Here is an 18433-nt window from a genome sequence, read left to right as displayed (position 1 = left end):
TCTAGTGGCCGTGACTGCGGCCCACGTGTGAATTCTCGACCTCGCTGGGCGCCACCGAGCCGCTGACCTCCAGGCGCTGCAAAATCCCGCATTGATCCAGGCCCGGTCCTTCGCCGCAACGTTGGCGCAGGTCGAGCAACTGTGTCTGCAAGGCCAGCAGGCCGTCGATCCGCGCCTTGACGTGGTGGATATGCTCGTCGATCAGCGCATTCACGCTCTGGCACTGGTCCTGCGGGCTGTCGCGCAGGTTCAGCAGGCTGCGGATTTCCTCGAGGGTCATGTCCAGGCTGCGGCAGTTGCGGATGAAGGTCAGGCGCTCGGTATGGGCCTGGGTGTACAGGCGGTAATTGCCCTCGCTGCGGGCCGGTTCCGGCAGCAGGCCTTCGCGCTCGTAGTAACGGATGGTTTCGACCTGACAGTCGGTCAGTTTCGCCAGCTCGCCAATTTTCATCGCGACAATCTCCGAAAGGGTGCTTGACCCTATAGTGGCTACAGGGTGTTCACTTGGCAACAGGCACCTTTTCGGACGCGACCTTATGAGCGATTCCCTGCACACCCCTAGCAAATCCGGCGCTGGCTCCCGGCATGCTGGCCACGATCACGATCACGATCACGATCACGATCACGATCACGATCATGGCCACAGCCACAGCCACAGCCACAGCCACAGCCACAGCCACAGCCACAGCCACGGCGCGAAGCTGCGGGCCGTCGAGAAACACGACCATGCCAGTCACGGCGGCTCCTGCTGTTCATCCCAGGCCGTACCTTCGCTGGTCAAGCTCGGCACGGCGTCGAGCGCCAATGCGCGCCTGAGCAGCTTCCGCATCGACGCCATGGACTGCCCCACCGAGCAGACGCTGATCCAGAACAAGCTGGGTAAGCTGGCGGGCGTGCAGCAGCTGGAGTTCAACCTGATCAACCGAGTGCTGGGCGTGACCCACGACCTGCCGGATACCGCGCCGATCATCGCCGCGATCAAATCCCTGGGCATGGAGGCCGAACCCATCGGCCAGGACGGTGAAGCGACCGCCCCAGCCGCACCGGCCAAGAAACACTGGTGGCCGCTGGCGCTCTCCGGCGTCGCGGCGCTGGCTGCCGAGGTGATCCATTTCACCAGTGCCGCGCCGACCTGGGTGGTGGCGGTAGTCGCCCTGGTGTCGATCCTCAGTGGCGGCCTGGGCACCTACAAGAAGGGCTGGATCGCCCTGAAGAACCGCAACCTGAACATCAACGCCCTGATGAGCATCGCCGTGACTGGCGCGGTGCTGATCGGCCAGTGGCCGGAAGCGGCGATGGTGATGTTCCTGTTCACCGTGGCCGAGTTGATCGAGGCCAAGTCCCTGGACCGGGCGCGCAATGCCATCAGCGGCCTGATGCAGATGACCCCGGAAAAAGTCACGATGCAGGAGGCGGATGGCACCTGGCGGGAACGGGAAGCCAAAAGCGTCGAACTCGGGGCATTGGTGCGGGTGCGTCCTGGCGAGCGCGTCGGCCTGGACGGGGAAGTCACCGCGGGCAGTTCGACCATCGACCAGGCGCCGATCACCGGTGAAAGCCTGCCGGTGGAGAAGACCGTGGGCGACAAGGTCTTCGCCGGCACCATCAACCAGGCCGGCTCGCTGGAGTACAAGGTGACCGCGGTGGCCGGCAACTCGACCCTGGCGCGGATCATCCATGCCGTGGAACAGGCCCAGGGTGCGCGTGCGCCGACCCAGCGCTTCGTCGACAGCTTCTCGCGAATCTATACGCCTGCCGTCTTCGCTTTCGCCCTGGCCGTGGCGGTGATTCCGCCGCTGTTCATGGGCGCGGCCTGGTTCGACTGGATCTACCGCGCCCTGGTACTGCTGGTGGTGGCCTGCCCTTGTGCCCTGGTGATCTCGACCCCGGTGACCATTGTCAGCGGCCTGGCCGCGGCGGCGCGCAAAGGCATCCTGATCAAGGGCGGGGTGTACCTGGAGGGCGGTCACAAGCTCGACTACCTGGCCCTGGACAAGACCGGCACCATCACCCACGGCAAGCCGGTGCAGACCGATTTCCTGTCCCTCGACCCGCTGGCGGACGATACCGCCCCGGCCATTGCTGCGAGCCTGGCGGCCCGTTCCGACCACCCGGTTTCCCTGGCCATCGCCAACGCGGCTGTGGATAAGCAACTGGACCTGCACCTTGTGGATAACTTCGAGGCCCTGGCCGGTCGCGGGGTCCGCGGCGAAATCAACGGCCAGCTCTACCACTTGGGCAACCACCGTCTGGTGGAGGACCTGGGGCTGTGTTCGCCGGCCCTGGAAGAGAAGCTGTTCGCCCTGGAGAAGCAGGGCAAGACTGTGGTGCTGCTGCTCGACAGCGCCGGCCCCCTGGCCCTGTTCGCCGTGGCGGACACGGTCAAGGAATCCAGTCGGGAAGCGATCCAGCAGTTGCACGAGCTGGGGATCAAGACCCTGATGCTCACTGGCGACAACCCGCACACCGCCGAGGCCATCGCGTCCCAGGTGGGGATCGACCAGGCCCGTGGCGACCTGCTGCCTACCGACAAGCTGCAAGCCATCGAAGACCTCTATACCCAGGGGCATCGGGTCGGCATGGTCGGCGACGGCATCAACGACGCCCCGGCCCTGGCTCGCGCGGAGATTGGCTTCGCCATGGCCGCGGCAGGCACCGATACTGCCATCGAAACCGCCGATGTCGCCCTGATGGACGACGATTTGCGCAAGATTCCGGCGTTTGTCCGCCTGTCGCGCGCTACCTCGAGCGTCCTCGTGCAAAATATCACCCTGGCCCTGGTCATCAAGGCAATCTTTCTTGGGGTAACCTTTGCCGGGTTGGCCACCATGTGGATGGCCGTGTTCGCCGATATGGGCGTCAGCCTGTTGGTGGTCTTCAACGGTTTGCGCCTGCTGCGCAAATAGAGGGTGAGAGGATGCGGTGCTGAGTGCCGAGCTGAAGGCGTTTTACATGGTGGCCCGCCTGGGCAGCATTACCCAGGCGGCCAAGAAGCTCGGCCTGAGCCAGCCCACGGTGACCACCCAGATCCGCCATCTGGAAAGCCAGTACGCGGTCGAGCTGTTCTACCGCGGCGGCCGGCGCCTCAGTGTCAGCGAGGAGGGCGCCCGGCTGCTGCCGATGGTCAAGGCGTTGTTGCAGCAAGAAGCCGATATCGAGTTTTTCCTGCGTAACAGCGGCCAGGTGCAAGGCACCCTGCGGATCGCCGCCACCGCGCCGTATTACATCCTCGACCTGGTGAAGACCTTCCGTGAGCGCCTGCCCCAAGTCGAGGTCTCGGTGGAAATCGGCAACTCGCAGCAGGTGCTGGAGTCGCTGGAGGAATACCGGGTCGACATCGCCGCCTCGTCGCAGCTGCTTGAAGATTCCCGGTTGATTCGCCGGGTGCTCGGCAGCGATCCGCTGGTGCTGGCGGTGCATCGCAATCATCCGCTGGCCGCCCTCGATCACGTACCCTTGAACGCGCTTGCCGGGCACACCCTGTTGATGCGCGAGCCGGGTTCCACCACCCGGCGCCTGACCGAAGAGTTGCTTGGCAGCGCCCGGGTCAATTTTGGCCCGCTGCTGGAGATCGGCAGCCGCGAATCGATCCGCGAGGCGGTGCTGCGCAATATCGGCATCAGCATCATCGCCCGCCAGGAAGTACCCCACGATCCGCAGTTGCGGGTGCTGACCATCGAGAACGCGCCACAGATCGCCGAGTACCTCTACTGCCTCAAGGAGCGCAAGGGCGCACGCCTGCCCGCGGCGTTCCTCGGCCTGGCCCAGGAAATGGCGCCGGCCTGAACCTAGCCCGTTCCTTGTAGCCGCAGCGAGGCTGCGAACGGGCGCTCCGCGCCCGCAAAAAGGCGCCCTGCGATTATCTGCTCATACGGCGTTGCCTGGGTTGCGGCTGCTGCGCAGCCGTTCGCAGCCTCGCTGCGCTTGGCAGCGGCTACAGGGTTGCGCGGTTAGCAGCAGAGGCAACCCAAATCCGCCAATACCACTATCGGCAGCTTTTGCCTCATTGCCACAGTAACTACGCATTCGCTCCTTAGGATGGCCTGCATCTGCTTGATGAGGCCCGTCCATGAACCACCCGATCGCAACCGCCCTGAGCAACCCCGGTGCCCCCATGAAGGTGCGCGGGATGCAGAAACGCTTCGGCGCTTTCACCGCCCTGGATAACGTCTCCCTGGATGTCGCGGCCGGCGAACTGGTGTGCCTGCTCGGCCCGTCGGGCTGTGGCAAGACCACCTTGCTGCGCTGTATCGCCGGCCTCGAGCGCCAGGACCAGGGCGAATTGTTCCTGGGCGATCGCGACGTCTCGCACCTGGCGCCCCAGGCCCGCGACTACGGCATCCTGTTTCAGTCCTATGCGCTGTTTCCCAACCTCAGCGTCGAGGCCAACATCGCCTATGGCCTGGCCGGCAGCGGCCGCGACGAAGTGCGCCGGCGCGTGGCGCAGATGCTGGAGCTGGTGGGTCTTTCCGGCAGCGAAAAGAAATACCCCGGCCAGCTCTCGGGCGGCCAGCAGCAGCGGGTCGCCCTGGCGCGGGCCCTGGCCCCGGCGCCTTCGTTGCTGCTGCTGGACGAACCGATGTCGGCGCTGGACGCCCGGGTGCGCGAGCACCTGTGTACCGAGCTGCGCCAGCTGCAACGGCGCCTGGGCATCACCACCTTGATGGTCACGCACAACCAGGACGAGGCCATGCTGATGGCCGACCGGATCGCGGTGATGAACAACGGCAAGGTTGAGCAGTACGCCACGCCCCAGGAAATCTACGATCGCCCGGCCACTCCCTTCGTCGCCGAGTTCGTCGGCCAGGGCAACTGGCTGCCGTTCCGTCGCAGCAGCGACAGCCATGCCCAGGTCGGCGGGATGAACGTGCGGCTGGCGGCCGATTCCGGCAAGGCCGCCTCGGGCCGCCTGTTCTGCCGCCCGGAAGCGATCAGCGTCAACCCGCCGGTGCACGAGGAAAACCTGTTCCCGGCCAAGGTCCGGGAAATCACCTTCCTCGGCAACCGCTGCCGCATGAGCTTCGAGCTCAACGAACTGCCTGGCCATCCGTTGCTGGCCGAACTGGCCCCGGAAGCCATGCCGCGCCTCGGCGCCCAGGACATCTGGGTAGCGCTGCCGCCGCGCAGCCTGCAGGTGTTTACCTGAGATGGCTGCCGAACTGACCCTGCCGCTACCCGCCAAGCGGGCGCGCCAGGCTACCCGCGCCGAGATTGGCGACCGTCTCTTCGTGCTCGGCGGCAAGCTGGTGCTGCTCGTGCTGCTGGGGCTGGCGGTGCTGCTGCCGTTGCTGGCGATCTTCTGGCGCGGCTTCAGTGGCGAAGCCGGGCAGGGCGGTGGCCTGGCCGCCGCCCGCGAGCTGGTGACCAGCGCCAACTTCCACTGGCTGTTGGGCAACAGCCTGAAAGTCTCCCTCAGCGTGGCCGCCATCGTGGTGCCGCTGGCCTACCTGTTCGCCTATGCCCTGCAACGCACGCTGATTCCCGGCAAGGCGATCTGGCGCGGCATGTCCCTGTTGCCGCTGATGGCGCCGTCGATGCTGCCGGGGATCGCCCTGGTCTATCTGTTCGGTAACCAGGGCCTGCTGCGCGGGCTGCTCTCGGACAATATCTACGGCTTCTGGGGCATCGTCCTCGGCGAGGTGATCTACACCTTTCCCCACGCCTTGATGATCCTGCTGTCGGCCCTGTCCCTGGCCGATGCGCGGCTGTTCGACGCCGCGTCGAGCATGGGCGCCAGCCCGGCCAAGGCGTTTCGCAGCATTACCTGGCCGGCTACCCGGCAGGCGGTGTTCGCCGCGTTCTGCCTGGTGTTCACCCTGACCATCACCGATTTCGGCGTGCCGGTGGTGGTCGGTGGCGACTACCAGGTGCTGGCGCTGGAAGCCTACAAGGCGGTGGTCGGCCAGCAGCAGTTCGGGCGCGGCGCGTTGATCGGCATGGTGCTGTTGCTGCCGGCGCTGTTCAGCTTCGGGGTCGACGCCTGGCTGCGTCGCCGCCACGGCGACGCCATGAGCGGCCGGGCCCAGGTGTTCCAGCCGGCGCCTTGCCGGCTACGGGACGGTTGCTACCTGGCGATCGTGCTGCTGATCTGCGCCGCGCTGCTGCTGGTGTTCGGCATGGCGGTGTTCTCGTCGCTGGTGAAGTTCTGGCCCTACAACCTGTCGCTGTCGCTCAACCACTACCAGTTCAACGACACCGCCGGCGGTGGCTGGCTGGCCTATCGCAACAGCCTGACCATGGCCCTGTGCACGGCGCTGATCGGCAGCGTGCTGATCTTCACCGGCGCCTACCTGATGGAGAAGACCCACACCCAGCGTGGCCTCAACCTGGCGTTGCGCATGCTCAGCTTCGTGCCGATGGCGGTGCCGGGCCTGGTGCTGGGCCTGGGTTATGTCTTTTTCTTCAACCTGGGCGGCAATCCGCTGCATGTGTTCTACGGCAGCATGACCCTGCTGGTGGTGTGCACCATCGCTCACTACCTGACCACCGCGCAGATGACCGCCACCACCGCGCTGCGCCAGCTCGACGCCGAGTTCGAGGCCGCCGCGCTGTCGCTCAAGGCGCCGCTGTACCGCCATTACCTGAAGGTCACGGTGCCGATCTGCCTGCCGGCGCTGCTGGACATCGTGCGTTACCTGTTCGTCTCGGCAATGACCACCGTCTCGGCGGCGATCTTCCTCTACAGCCCCGACACCATCCTCGCGGCGGTGGCGGTGCTGAACATGGACGACGCCGGCAACGTCGGCGGCGCGGCCGCCATGTCGACCCTGATCCTCTTTACCTCGGCGGGCGTGTCGTTGCTCCTGGCCTGGGCTGCGCGCGGCTTGCTGCGCCGTTCCCAGGCCTGGCGGCAGACCGCGCCCGGCCATTGAATCCGCCCAACCCGCACTTCCACTCAGAAAAGGAACCGCACCATGTTCAAGCCCCTGGCTGTCGCCGCTGTCGTCCTCACGGCTTTCAGCATGAACGCCTTTGCCGCGAAGACCGAACTGACCGTCTATACCGCCCTGGAGGCCGAGCAGCTCAAGAGCTACAAGCAGGCTTTCGAAGCCGCCAACCCGGACGTGGAAATCAAATGGGTGCGCGACTCCACCGGGATCATCACCGCCAAGCTGCTGGCGGAAAAAGCCCGGCCGCAGGCGGACGCGGTGTGGGGCCTGGCCGCTTCCAGCCTGGCGATCCTCGACCAGCAGGGCATGCTGCAAAGCTACGCGCCGAAGGACCTGGGCAAGATCGGCGGCAACTACCGCGACGCCGCCAACCCGCCGGCCTGGGTCGGCATGGACGTGTGGGCCGCGACCATCTGCTTCAACACCGTCGAGGCCGAAAAGCAGGGCCTGACCAAGCCGGTGAGCTGGCAGGACCTGACCAAGCCTGAGTACAAGGGCAAGATCGTGATGCCCAACCCGGCGTCGTCCGGCACCGGCTTCCTCGACGTCAGCGCCTGGTTGCAGACCTTCGGCGAGAAGCAGGGCTGGCAGTACATGGACGACCTGCACCAGAACATCGGCCAGTACGTCCACTCCGGTTCCAAGCCGTGCAAGCTGGCGGCGGCCGGCGAATTCCCGATCGGCATCTCCTTCGAATACCCGGCCGTGCAGCTCAAGCGCCAGGGCGCGCCGCTGGACATCGTGCTGCCGAAGGAAGGCCTGGGCTGGGAAATCGAAGCCACCGCGGTGATCAAAGGCACGCCGCATGAAGAAGCCGCGAAGAAGCTCGCCGACTTCTCCGCCAGCCCGGCGGCCATGGAGCTGTACAAGGAAAACTTCGCGGTCCTGGCCCAGCCGGGCATCGCCAAGCCGCAGACCGAACTGCCGGCCGACTACGAGCAGCGCCTGATCAAGAACGATTTCGCCTGGGCCTCGAAGAACCGCGACGAAATCCTCGCCGAATGGCGCAAGCGCTATGACGGCAAGTCCGAGAAGGTCGCCGCCAAGTAACCGACAGACCACATCGCGGGCAAGTCGAATCGCCGCCCGCTCGCTCCTACAGACGCTTCTGTAGGAGCGAGGCTTGCCCGCGATTCGACCTCGCAGAGGTCGTCTTTACAAGGACCCCACCCATGAGCAACCACAACGACCTGCTGATCGTCGGCGCCGGCATCCTCGGGCTGTCCCACGCCTATGCGGCCGCCAAGCGCGGTTTGCGGGTCCGGGTTTTCGAGCGCAGCGCCACGCCCCTGGGCGCGTCGGTGCGCAATTTCGGCCAGGCCCTGGTGACCGGCCAGCCACCCGGGGCCATGCTCGACCTGGCCCGGGCCAGCCGCGGGATCTGGGGCGACTGGGCCGAACTGGCCGGCCTGCCCTTGAAACGCAACGGCTCCTACCTCTTTGCTCGCACCGAGGCCGAGGAGCATGTGTTGCAGGCCTTCTGCGCCGGTCGCGCGCGGGAATACGGCTACCGCGTCGAACTGCTGCGCGGCGCGGCCTTGAACGACCTGTATGGCGGTCGTTTTCGCCATCACCGGGCGGCGCTGCACGGCCTGGACGACCAGCAGCTGTATTCCCGGGAAGCCATCCCGCTGCTGATCGATTACCTGCGCCGCGACCTGGGGGTGCAATTCCACTTCTCCACCCTGGTGCGCGACCTCGAGCCCGGTCGCTTGCACAGCACCGCCGGCAGTTTCAGCGCGGCGCAGATCCTGGTCTGTTCCGGGCATGACTACCAGACTCTGCTGGCGGAGCCGATCGCCGCCCTGGCGCCCCAGGTCTGTCGCTTGCAAATGCTCCGCGCGCGACCCGAGGTGGCGCTGGACCTGCAGCATGCGCTGCTCACCGGCCTGAGCTGCGTGCATTACGGCGCCTTCGCCGACCTGCCCGAAGCGGCGGCGGTGCAGGCCGAGATCCTGCGCGACACGCCGCACCTGCATGAAAACGGCATCCACCTGCTGATCAGCCCGACCCCCTATGGCGAGCTGATCATCGGCGATTCCCATCATTACGGCAGCGATCCGTCGCCGTTCAATGCCGAACAGGTGGACGACTGGATGCTTGAGCTGGCGGAACAGACCCTGGGCTGCAAGGTGCGGGTCGTCGAGCGCTGGCAGGGCGTCTACGGTGCCCGCGGGCCGGGGCCGTTCTCGTTCCTGCAACCGGCCGTCGGGATCAGCGTGGCCCTGATGCATACCGGGGTGGGCATGAGCGTCGGCCCGGCCATGGCCGAGGGCAACATCGCCCGTTTGCTGGAGGAAGCGTGATGGGCCCCGAGCAGCGGATCGCCGAGGTATTCGGCCTGTATGAGCGTTTTGGCGCCAGCGACTACATCGGCGAACCGGTGTCGCAGCTCGAACACATGTCCCAGGCCGCGCAACGGGCCATCGCCGAAGGCTTCGACGACGAAGTGGTGCTGGCGGCGTTCTTCCACGATATCGGGCACATCTGCGGGGATGATGCCGAGAGCATGGGCGGTTTCGGGGTGGTCAGCCATGAGCGGCTGGGCGCGGATTACCTGCGGCGCGCCGGCTTCGGCGAGCGTCTGGCGCGGCTGGTGGAATATCACGTCCAGGCCAAGCGTTACCTGACGTTCAAGGAGCCGGGCTACTACCAGCGGCTCAGTGAAGCCAGCCGGCGCACCCTGCATTACCAGGGCGGGATGATGAGCGCCGAGCAAGCCCGGGCCTTCGAGCAGGACCCGCTGTGCGCCGTCAGCCTGCGCATGCGCCACTGGGACGAACAGGCCAAGGAGCCGGGCGTGCCGGTGATGGATTTGCAGGTGCTCAAGGACAAGGCGGTGCGTCTGTTGGTGGCCTGATCCGGGGTTCTGCGGTGCCTGGGCCATGGTTATCGCGGGCAAGCCTCGCTCCTACGGGGTTGGCGGACCTGTAGGAGCGAGGCTTGCCCGCGATGGCGTCCGTGAGAACGCCGCCGATCTACTCCTCGACCACCAATTTCTGCGCCAACACCTCGATCTGCTCCTGGCGCTCGGCCTGGCTCGGACGCGCCCCGGGGTTGAGCGACGACCACTGCGGGTGGGCCCGGGCCTTGTTCAGCGCTTCCGGCAACTTGCCTTCGCGCCAGCCCTGGTCCTGGGGCGTGGTCAGTTGGATGCTGTCCAGCGCCGCATGGCCGCGCCGGTCCAGCGCCTGCACCAATTGCCGTTGGCGCAGGGCCAAGAGGCGCAGCACGCTGTCGTCCACGGTCAGTTCGCGCTGACCCTTGAGTTTGCCCAGCAGACGGCTGCCGTAGCTGCGCGCGGTTTGCAGCGCGCCGCCGGCGATGGCCCCGGCCAGGGCCGCCGCGCCCAGGGTCAGGCCGCCCACCAGGAGGTCGACGCCAGCCCCGGCCGCCGCCCCGGCGGCGATCCCGCCACCGACCCGCACCCCGAGCTGCTTGAGGGTTTCCGGGTTGAACAGGTCATCGCCCCAGCGCCCGTCGAGCAGCGGCAGATCACTGGCGGCGGCATCCTGCGGGCGGAACGCGTAGAGCTTGAGCAGCGCCTCGACGCAGCGCTGCTCACGCTGACGCACGGCCTTGCGCAGTTCGCCGATGGCCTGCTGTTCCTGTTCGACGTCGCTGACCACGCTGCGCCGGCAGGCGGCGCAATCGATCAGCAGCTCGGCGATCAGCCGCGCGGCGCTTTGCCGGCGGGCCGCGCGCTGCGCCTGCTGGTCGGCGATCAGGCGTTCCAGCTGCGGCCGCGAGTTTTCCAGCAGCAGCGCCAGGCTTTCATACAGCCGCCGCTCGCCGTCTTCCGGCGGCGCCACGCTGTCGAAGCGCACCAGGGCGTGCAGGCCCAGGCGGGCCAGGGCTTCGCGCCAGTCTGGCTCCCGGTGGTTGGCGCTGCTGACGAAATTCAGCACCGGCAGCAGCGGCTTGCCGCAGCCGGCCAGGACTTCCAGCTCGTCGCGGTACTTGGCCAGCACCGGCTCGCGGGCGTCGATCACATACAGCCCGGCGTCGCAGGCCAGCAACTGGCGCAGCACCTTGGCTTCTTGTTCGAAACGCTGGCGCGCCTCGCTGCCGTCGAGAAACCGCGCCAGCCGCGCCGGGCCGTCCAGGCGCTCGCCGGGGTGTTCCAGGCGTTCCAGGTAGTCGAGCAGGGCGATGGCGTCTTCCAGGCCGGGGGTGTCGTACAGGTCGAGCAGCGGTTCGCCGTCCACCGACAGCCGCGCCCCTTCGACATGGCGGGTGGTGCTGGGGCGATGGGACACCTCGCCGAACCCGACATCGCGGGTCAGGGTGCGCAGCAGGGAGGTCTTGCCGACATTGGTGTGGCCGACCACTGCCAGCTTCAAGGGGGGCTTGCGGGGGTCAGTCATGCCCGGTCTCCAGCCAGTTCAGCGGTGCGCAATCGGCGAATGGCAGCTCCAGTTGTTGCAGGGCCGCATGCCAGTCGCCCAGGCGTTCGGCATCCAGGGCCTGGCCCGCAGGCGCCTGCAGCAGCCAGACCCGGGTGGCGCTGGCGCTGCGGGCGAGCTCGGCGATCAATGCCAGGCTGCCGCGGTCCGGCGAGCGGCGCGGATCGCAGGCGATGGCCAGGCGCGCCGGGGGAAAGCGGCTCATCTGTTCCAGCAGCCGGTTGCGCGATTCGCGGCTGTCGAGGATGCCGGCGTCTTTCACCGTGGCCGGCAATTGCGGTGGCCAGGGGCGCTGGTCGTCCAGCTCGATGGCCACCAGCAGGGCGCCAGCGCTGTCCAGGGTGCTGGCACCGCCTTCGACACGGTGCAGCCGTTCGGGGGCGGCATCGTTGATCCCCAGGCGTTCGCTGCTGGGCATCAAGGCTTCGCGCAACGCGCTGTAGCCGGGCAGGTTGAGGTCCAGCCGCAGGCGCGCCTGGCCGTGCTTCCAGCGCCAGCGGCAGAACAGCATCAGCAGCAGGCGCGGCAGCACGCCGTAAATGATCAGCGAGGCCACCAGCCAGATGGCCCACATCTGGCGCACCTGTTCAGTGTTGTAAACGTCCCGGGTGCTGGCCTGAATCATCTCTACGGTCGGCATCCCGAAACCTATGGCGCGAGGCAAGGCGCTGAGGGCATTGGTGATCGCCACGAAGGCATCTGCGCCGAGCAGGGTGCTTTCCCAGTAGAACCCGTAGCGCCGGGTGATCAGCAGCATCAGCAGGATCGCCACGGCGCTGAGCAGGGCCAGCAGCCACAGGCCGTGGACCAGGGTGCCGATGGCCCAGCGATTGAGTTTGCGCCGTTGCAGCAACAGCAGCAGGGCGGGCGCCAGTTGCGCGGCCTTGGCGTCGCGGGCGAGCCTGGCGCTGAGCCACAGCCACAGGCGGCCGAGACTGGCGCCGTGTTCGCCGGCGAACAACAGGCCCAGCACCCAGCCCAGCAGCAGAAGCAGGTTGAGGCCGAGCAGGCTGCCCAGGGCCCAGAACACATTGACCGGGGTTTGCCCGTCGCCCAGGGCGGCGAAGGCCAGGCCGGCGCCGCTGACCAGGGCCAGCAGTGCCAGCAGTATCAGCGCCAGGCGCGCGCCCTGGGTCCAGTGGCGCAGGGCCGCGGCCAGGCCGTCGCGTTCGGCCAGCCACAGCGCGCGGTATTGGATGCGGCTCGCCAGGTCGCCACCCGCGCTGCGGGCCAGGCGATTGGCTTCCTGGTCCTCCAGGGCGCCGGCCTGTTCTTCACGCAGGCGGATGGCTTCGGTGAGCCAGAGTTTTTCCAGTGGGGTCAGTTCGCTCACGCGTCATTCCGTTGCTCAAATGAGGGGTGAGCATAACCGCTGTCACGCCGATCGGGGTACGTTGCGGGGCGCCGAGCCTCTGGTATCCTCGCCGGCATGAAAAAAACTCTCCCCCTCAGCCTGATCGCGGCCCTCGGTGAAAACCGCGTGATCGGCGTCGACAACAGCATGCCCTGGCACTTGCCGGGGGACTTCAAATATTTCAAGGCCACCACCCTGGGCAAGCCGATCATCATGGGGCGCAAGACCTGGGATTCGCTGGGCCGCCCGCTGCCGGGACGGCTGAACATCGTGGTCAGCCGCCAGGCCGATCTGCGCCTGGAAGGCGCCGAGGTGTACCCGTCGCTGGACACGGCAGTGGCGCGAGCCGAGCAGTGGGCGCTGGAGCAGGGCGTTGGCGAGCTGATGCTGATCGGTGGCGCGCAGCTGTATGCGCAAGGGCTGGAACAGGCCGATCGCCTGTACCTGACCCGCGTGGCCTTGAGCCCGGAAGGCGATGCATGGTTTCCGGAGTTCGATCTGAACCAGTGGCAACGGGTGTCGAACGTGCCGAACCCGGCGGAAGCCGACAAGCCGGCCTACAACTTCGAAGTCTGGGAACGGGTTTAACCCTGTAGCCCTGTAGCCCTGTAGCCCTGTAGCCGCTGCCGAGCGGAGCGAGGCTGCGATCGAGGACGAAGTCCTCGCAAAACCTGAGCACGCGGTTTTCCAGGAAGAATGGATTGTCCGGTTTTACGACTGCTTCGCAGCCGATCGCAGCCTCGCAGGCTCGGCAGCGGCTACAGAACTACAGAGCTACAGAGCTACGGTCGTAACCCCGCTCCGGGGAGTCCGGAGCGGGGCTGGACGATCAGGCCTGCGCCAGCTCCGCATGCTCATCGGCATCGAGCTTTTCTTTATCGGTCTGCTGCATGATCTGGCTGGTGATCGCACCGGCGGTCATCGAACCGCTGACGTTCAGCGCGGTGCGGCCCATGTCGATCAGCGGTTCCACCGAAATCAGCAGCGCCACCAGGGAAACCGGCAAGCCCATGGCCGGCAGCACGATCAGCGCGGCGAAGGTCGCGCCGCCGCCCACCCCGGCCACGCCGGCCGAGCTCAGGGTCACGATGGCCACTAGGGTGGCGATCCACAGCGGGTCCAGAGGGTTGATGCCCACGGTCGGCGCCACCATCACCGCCAGCATTGCCGGGTACAGGCCTGCGCAGCCGTTCTGGCCGATGGTCGCGCCGAACGAGGCGGCGAAGCTGGCGATGGACTGCGGAATCCCCAGGCGGCTGGTCTGCGCCTCGATACTCAGCGGGATGGTCGCAGCGCTGGAGCGGCTGGTGAAGGCGAAGGTCAGCACCGGCCAGACCTTGCGGAAGAAGCGCAGCGGGTTGATCCCGGCCAGCGACACCAGCAGGCCATGGACCACGAACATCAGGCCCAGGCCGATGTACGACACCACCACGAAACTGCCGAGCTTGATGATGTCCTGCAGGTTGGAGCTGGCGACCACCTTGGTCATCAGCGCCAGCACGCCGTAGGGGGTCAGCTTCATCACCAGGCGCACCAGGCGGGTGACCCAGGCTTGCAGGGTGTCGATGGCGTTGACCACTTTCTGGCCCTTTTCCACGTCGTCCTTGAGCAGTTGCAGGGCGGCGATGCCCAGGAATGCCGCGAAGATCACCACGCTGATGATCGAGGTCGGCTTGGCCCGGGCCAGGTCGGCGAAGGGGTTCGACGGGATGAACGACAGCAGCAGCTGCGGGATATTCAGGTCGGCGACCTTGCCCGCGTAATCGCTCTGGATCACTTGCAGGCGGGCCATTTCCTGGGTGCCGGCCACCAGCCCTTCGGCGGTCAGGCCGAACAGGTTGGTCAGGGCAATGCCGATCACCGCCGCGATGGCGGTGGTGAACAGCAGGGTGCCGATGGTCAGGAAGCTGATCTTGCCCAGGGACGAGGCGTTGTGCAGCCGCGCCACGGCACTGAGGATCGAGGCGAATACCAGCGGGATCACGATCATCTGCAGCAGTTGCACATAACCGTTGCCCACCAGGTCGAACCAGGCGATGGAGGTTTTCAGGACTGGGTTACCGGCACCGTAAAGGCTGTGCAGGGCCACACCGAAGACCACGCCCAGCACCAGGGCCAGCAGGACTTTTTTCGCCAGGCTCCAGGTGGTGTGACGGGTTTGTGCCAGGCCCAGCAGCAAGGCCAGGAACACCAGCAGATTGAGGATCAGCGGCAGGTTCATTGAGGCTCCATAAGACTTGTGCCAATCGCGTATGGCGGCGATTGCGAACCGGCAAGCCTAACAGCTTGATATCTAATGAATTAATACCAAAAACGCATGGCGACTGTCGTTTTTGGAATAAGGCGTTGACGCTCAGGCGCATGCCGGTGGCGGAATCAGGACGCGCACGGTCGCCCACAGGCGAGAATTGTCACAGCGATTTGTTAGCGTCGAGCTCTTTCAATCAGGGAGAAAACGCCGATGAAACTCGCTCCGACATTTCTGGCTGCCGCACTCTGCCTGGGCCTTGCCGGCCAGGCCCTTGCCACCGACCTGAAACACTGGCCCGCGGACCAGGCCAAGCAGCTGGACGCGATGATCGCGGCCAACGCCAACAAGGGTAACTACGCGGTGTTCGACATGGACAACACCAGTTACCGCTACGACCTGGAAGAGTCGCTGTTGCCGTTCATGGAGAACAAGGGCCTGATCACCCGCGACAAGCTCGATCCCTCCCTGAAGCTGATGCCGTTCAAGGACACCGCCGAGCACAAGGAAAGCCTCTTCAGCTATTACTACCGCCTCTGCGAAGTCGACGACATGGTCTGCTACCCCTGGGTGGCGCAGGTGTTCTCCGGCTTCACCCTCAAGGAGCTCAAGGGCTACGTGGACGAGCTGATGGCTTCCGGCAAGCCGGTGCCGGTCACCTATTACGAAGGCGACGCGGTCAAGAGCACCGAGGTCAACCCGCCGAAAGTCTTCACCGGCCAGACCGAGCTGTACAACAAGCTGATGGAGAACGGCATCGAGGTCTACGTGATGACCGCCGCTTCCGAGGAACTGGTGCGCATGGTCGCGTCCGATCCGAAGTACGGCTACAACGTCAAGCCGCAGAACGTCATTGGCGTTACCACCCTGCTCAAGGATCGCAAGACCGGCGAGCTGACCACCGCGCGCAAGCAGATCACCGCCGGCAAATATGACGAGAAGGCCAACCTCGGCCTGGAACTGACCCCCTACCTGTGGACCCCGGCCACCTGGATGGCCGGCAAGCACGCGGCGATCCTGACCTACATCGACGAGTGGAAAAAACCGGTGCTGGTGGGCGGCGACACCCCGACCAGCGACGGCTACATGCTGTTCCACGATGTCGACGTGGCCAAGGGCGGCATCCACCTGTGGATCAACCGCAAGGACAAGTACATGACCCAGCTCAACGGCATGATGGCCAAGCACGCCGCGGCCCAGGCCAAGGAAGGCCTGCCGGTGACGGCGGACAAGAACTGGGTGATCGTCAAGCCTGAAGACATCCAGTAACGGCGGGTTGGACCCTATCGCGGGCAAGCCTCGCTCCTACGTGATCAGTGGCGTCTGTAGGAGCGAGCGGGCGGCGATCCGACTTGCCCGCGATAGGCCTCGCAGAGGTCGATCTCCAGGCAAAAAAATGCCCCGCACTTGGCGGGGCATTTTCATTTCAGCGGCTGACGATCACAGGCCGTCGAGCAGCGCCTTGTTGCGCACGGCGCCCTTGTCGGCGCTGGTGGCCAGCAGGGCGTAGGCTTTCAGGGCCGTGGTCACCTTGCGTGGGCGTTTTTCCGCCGGCTTCCAGCCCTTCTTGTCCTGTTCGACACGGCGTGCCGCCAGTTCCTCGTCGCTGACCAGCAGGTTGATCGAGCGGTTCGGAATGTCGATCAGCACCTTGTCGCCGTCCTGCACCAGGCCGATGGCGCCGCCCGCGGCGGCTTCCGGCGAGGCGTGGCCGATGGACAGGCCCGAGGTGCCGCCGGAGAAGCGGCCGTCGGTCAGCAGGGCGCAGGCTTTGCCCAGGCCCTTGGACTTCAGGTAGGAGGTCGGGTACAGCATTTCCTGCATGCCCGGGCCGCCTTTCGGACCTTCGTAGCGAATGATGACGATATCGCCTTCCTTCACTTCGTCGGCGAGGATGCCGCGTACCGCACTGTCCTGGCTTTCGAAGATCTTCGCGTTGCCTTCGAAGACATGGATCGACTCGTCGACGCCGGCGGTCTTCACCACGCAGCCGTCCAGGGCGATATTGCCGTACAGCACGGCCAGGCCGCCTTCTTTCGAGTAGGCGTGCTCGACGCTGCGGATGCAGCCGTTTTCACGGTCGTCGTCCAGGCTCGGCCAGCGGGTCGACTGGCTGAACGCAGTCTGGGTCGGGATGCCGGCCGGGCCCGCCTTGAAGAAGTGGTGCACGGCTTCATCCGTGGTCTGGGTGATGTCCCACTTGGCGATGGCTTCCTCCATGCTGCGGCTGTGCACGGTCGGCAGGTCGGTGTGCAGCAGGCCGCCGCGGGCCAGGGAGCCGAGGATGCTGAAGATGCCGCCGGCGCGGTGCACGTCTTCCATGTGGTACTTCTGGATGTTCGGCGCCACCTTGCACAGCTGCGGCACGCTGCGCGACAGGCGATCGATGTCGCGCAGGTCGAAATCGATCTCGGCTTCCTGGGCCGCGGCCAGCAGGTGCAGGATGGTGTTGGTCGAGCCGCCCATGGCGATGTCGAGCATCATGGCGTTCTCGAACGCCTTGAAGTTGGCGATATTGCGCGGCAGCACCGACTCATCGTTGTCGCCGTAGTAGCGCTTGCACAGCTCGACGATGGTGCGGCCAGCCTGCAGGAACAGCTGCTCGCGGTCGCTGTGGGTGGCCAGGGTCGAACCGTTGCCCGGCAGGGCGAGGCCCAGGGCTTCGGTCAGGCAGTTCATCGAGTTGGCGGTGAACATGCCGGAGCAGGAACCGCAGGTCGGGCAGGCGCTGCGCTCGTACTCGGCGACCTTCTCGTCAGAGGCGCTGGAGTCGGCGGCGATCACCATGGCGTCGACCAGGTCGAGGCCGTGGGAGGCGAGCTTGGTCTTGCCGGCTTCCATCGGGCCGCCGGAAACGAAGATCACCGGGATGTTCAGGCGCAGGGCGGCCATCAGCATGCCGGGGGTGATCTTGTCGCAGTTGGAGATGCAGACGATGGCGTCGGCGCAGTGAGCGTTGACCATGTACTCCACGGAGTCGGCGATGATCTCGCGGCTCGGCAGCGAATAGAGCATGCCGTCGTGGCCCATGGCGATGCCGTCATCCACGGCGATGGTGTTGAATTCCTTGGCCACGCCGCCGGCGCGTTCGATTTCGCGGGCGACCAGCTGGCCCAGATCCTTGAGGTGCACGTGGCCCGGGACGAACTGGGTGAAGGAGTTGGCAATGGCGATGATCGGCTTCTTGAAGTCGTCATCCTTCATCCCCGTGGCGCGCCACAGTGCGCGGGCGCCGGCCATGTTGCGGCCGTGGGTGGATGTTTTCGAGCGGTAATCAGGCATGGAGCACTCCGGGCGGCTAATCAGGTGACAAATGGGGAGTGAGCTTCTATTGACCTTGGGAACACCCGGAAATGGCCGTGTGTCCTGAAGCTGCCGATGACGCCGCGGGATCGCCGCGCGCCTCGGCCTGAGCTCATAAACCCGCCGGGGGATGACTGGCGATGAATCTCGCGATTCTACACCGCTGGCGTCAGGAAGGAATGCCGTGGCCGCTCTACGGTGTCGATTGCCTGGGTAGCGAAATAGCCAGCCG

General features: G+C 66.0%; 14 protein-coding genes. 9 read left to right on the top strand and 5 right to left on the bottom strand.

The genetic code is table 11. The features are described 5' to 3' along the window. Nucleotide 1 precedes the first annotated feature (1 nt). Entirely contained in the window at nucleotides 2-451 is a 450-nt protein-coding gene (gene cadR / locus TO66_RS29785) for a Cd(II)/Pb(II)-responsive transcriptional regulator (RefSeq protein WP_044465610.1), read from the bottom strand. A gap of 85 nt (nucleotides 452-536) precedes the next feature. Here cadR and TO66_RS29780 point away from each other — a divergent pair, with 85 nt between their 5' ends. The 7 genes from TO66_RS29780 (at nucleotide 537) to TO66_RS29750 (ending at nucleotide 9750) form a co-directional block, all read left to right on the top strand. Beyond that, on the top strand, nucleotides 537-2906 hold the full coding sequence (locus TO66_RS29780; protein ID WP_044465609.1) for a heavy metal translocating P-type ATPase: 2370 nt from the start codon (nucleotides 537-539) through the stop codon (nucleotides 2904-2906). A 16-nt stretch (nucleotides 2907-2922) separates the two neighbouring features. After that, a complete protein-coding gene (locus TO66_RS29775) occupies nucleotides 2923-3786 on the top strand; it encodes a LysR family transcriptional regulator (RefSeq protein ID WP_044465608.1) in 864 nt (287 codons plus the stop codon). A gap of 283 nt (nucleotides 3787-4069) precedes the next feature. Continuing rightward, nucleotides 4070-5146 (top strand): putative 2-aminoethylphosphonate ABC transporter ATP-binding protein, encoded by a 1077-nt coding sequence (locus TO66_RS29770; protein ID WP_044465607.1) that lies wholly within the window; start codon nucleotides 4070-4072, stop codon nucleotides 5144-5146. 1 nt (nucleotide 5147) lies between these two features. Beyond that, nucleotides 5148-6872 carry a putative 2-aminoethylphosphonate ABC transporter permease subunit gene (locus tag TO66_RS29765; RefSeq protein WP_044465606.1) on the top strand — a complete coding sequence of 575 codons (1725 nt, stop codon included), beginning with the start codon at nucleotides 5148-5150 and terminating at the stop codon, nucleotides 6870-6872. A gap of 42 nt (nucleotides 6873-6914) precedes the next feature. Continuing rightward, nucleotides 6915-7940: a putative 2-aminoethylphosphonate ABC transporter substrate-binding protein gene (locus tag TO66_RS29760; RefSeq protein ID WP_044465605.1), complete on the top strand. Its 1026-nt coding sequence runs from the start codon at nucleotides 6915-6917 to the stop codon at nucleotides 7938-7940. Between the two features lie 122 nt (nucleotides 7941-8062). Further along, a complete protein-coding gene (locus TO66_RS29755; RefSeq protein ID WP_044465604.1) occupies nucleotides 8063-9196 on the top strand; it encodes a TIGR03364 family FAD-dependent oxidoreductase in 1134 nt (377 codons plus the stop codon). Next, the gene (locus tag TO66_RS29750) at nucleotides 9196-9750 is read left to right on the top strand and encodes a phosphonate degradation HD-domain oxygenase (protein WP_044465603.1); all 555 of its coding nucleotides are present in this window, start codon (nucleotides 9196-9198) and stop codon (nucleotides 9748-9750) included. Before TO66_RS29755 ends, TO66_RS29750 begins: the two co-directional genes overlap by 1 nt. Before the next feature lie 118 nt (nucleotides 9751-9868). On the opposite strand, the gene TO66_RS29745 is transcribed toward TO66_RS29750, so the two are convergent. After that, nucleotides 9869-11257 carry a GTPase/DUF3482 domain-containing protein gene (locus tag TO66_RS29745; protein WP_044465602.1) on the bottom strand — a complete coding sequence of 463 codons (1389 nt, stop codon included), beginning with the start codon at nucleotides 11255-11257 and terminating at the stop codon, nucleotides 9869-9871. Continuing rightward, entirely contained in the window at nucleotides 11250-12629 is a 1380-nt protein-coding gene (locus tag TO66_RS29740; RefSeq protein ID WP_044465601.1) for a DUF2868 domain-containing protein, read from the bottom strand. Before TO66_RS29740 ends, TO66_RS29745 begins: the two co-directional genes overlap by 8 nt. Nucleotides 12630-12725: 96 nt before the next feature. Here TO66_RS29740 and TO66_RS29735 point away from each other — a divergent pair, with 96 nt between their 5' ends. After that, nucleotides 12726-13238: a dihydrofolate reductase gene (locus TO66_RS29735; RefSeq protein ID WP_044465600.1), complete on the top strand. Its 513-nt coding sequence runs from the start codon at nucleotides 12726-12728 to the stop codon at nucleotides 13236-13238. A 241-nt stretch (nucleotides 13239-13479) separates the two neighbouring features. Here TO66_RS29735 and TO66_RS29730 read toward each other — a convergent pair whose 3' ends face one another. Beyond that, on the bottom strand, nucleotides 13480-14871 hold the full coding sequence (locus TO66_RS29730) for an L-cystine transporter (protein WP_044465599.1): 1392 nt from the start codon (nucleotides 14869-14871) through the stop codon (nucleotides 13480-13482). 240 nt (nucleotides 14872-15111) lie between these two features. Here TO66_RS29730 and TO66_RS29725 point away from each other — a divergent pair, with 240 nt between their 5' ends. Continuing rightward, nucleotides 15112-16167 carry a hypothetical protein gene (locus TO66_RS29725; protein ID WP_044465598.1) on the top strand — a complete coding sequence of 352 codons (1056 nt, stop codon included), beginning with the start codon at nucleotides 15112-15114 and terminating at the stop codon, nucleotides 16165-16167. Nucleotides 16168-16338: 171 nt separating this feature from the next. Here TO66_RS29725 and ilvD read toward each other — a convergent pair whose 3' ends face one another. Beyond that, complete coding sequence (gene ilvD / locus TO66_RS29720; protein ID WP_044465597.1) at nucleotides 16339-18180, bottom strand: dihydroxy-acid dehydratase; 1842 nt, start codon at nucleotides 18178-18180, stop codon at nucleotides 16339-16341. Nucleotides 18181-18433: the final 253 nt, after the last annotated feature.

It is taken from the genome of Pseudomonas sp. MRSN 12121 (genome assembly GCF_000931465.1).
Taxonomy (GTDB): domain Bacteria; phylum Pseudomonadota; class Gammaproteobacteria; order Pseudomonadales; family Pseudomonadaceae; genus Aquipseudomonas.
This window is presented reverse-complemented; position numbering and strand designations above follow the sequence as displayed.

What these genes read in the sequence shown, in the direction of transcription:
- cadR (WP_044465610.1), bottom strand. Translation starts at nt 451, where the DNA reads ATGAAAATTGGCGAGCTGGCGAAACTGACCGACTGTCAGGTCGAAACC.
- TO66_RS29780 (WP_044465609.1), top strand. Translation starts at nt 537, where the DNA reads ATGAGCGATTCCCTGCACACCCCTAGCAAATCCGGCGCTGGCTCCCGG.
- TO66_RS29770 (WP_044465607.1), top strand. Translation starts at nt 4,070, where the DNA reads ATGAACCACCCGATCGCAACCGCCCTGAGCAACCCCGGTGCCCCCATG.
- TO66_RS29765 (WP_044465606.1), top strand. Translation starts at nt 5,148, where the DNA reads ATGGCTGCCGAACTGACCCTGCCGCTACCCGCCAAGCGGGCGCGCCAG.
- TO66_RS29760 (WP_044465605.1), top strand. Translation starts at nt 6,915, where the DNA reads ATGTTCAAGCCCCTGGCTGTCGCCGCTGTCGTCCTCACGGCTTTCAGC.
- TO66_RS29755 (WP_044465604.1), top strand. Translation starts at nt 8,063, where the DNA reads ATGAGCAACCACAACGACCTGCTGATCGTCGGCGCCGGCATCCTCGGG.
- TO66_RS29750 (WP_044465603.1), top strand. Translation starts at nt 9,196, where the DNA reads ATGGGCCCCGAGCAGCGGATCGCCGAGGTATTCGGCCTGTATGAGCGT.
- TO66_RS29745 (WP_044465602.1), bottom strand. Translation starts at nt 11,257, where the DNA reads ATGACTGACCCCCGCAAGCCCCCCTTGAAGCTGGCAGTGGTCGGCCAC.
- TO66_RS29735 (WP_044465600.1), top strand. Translation starts at nt 12,726, where the DNA reads ATGAAAAAAACTCTCCCCCTCAGCCTGATCGCGGCCCTCGGTGAAAAC.
- TO66_RS29730 (WP_044465599.1), bottom strand. Translation starts at nt 14,871, where the DNA reads ATGAACCTGCCGCTGATCCTCAATCTGCTGGTGTTCCTGGCCTTGCTG.
- TO66_RS29725 (WP_044465598.1), top strand. Translation starts at nt 15,112, where the DNA reads ATGAAACTCGCTCCGACATTTCTGGCTGCCGCACTCTGCCTGGGCCTT.
- ilvD (WP_044465597.1), bottom strand. Translation starts at nt 18,180, where the DNA reads ATGCCTGATTACCGCTCGAAAACATCCACCCACGGCCGCAACATGGCC.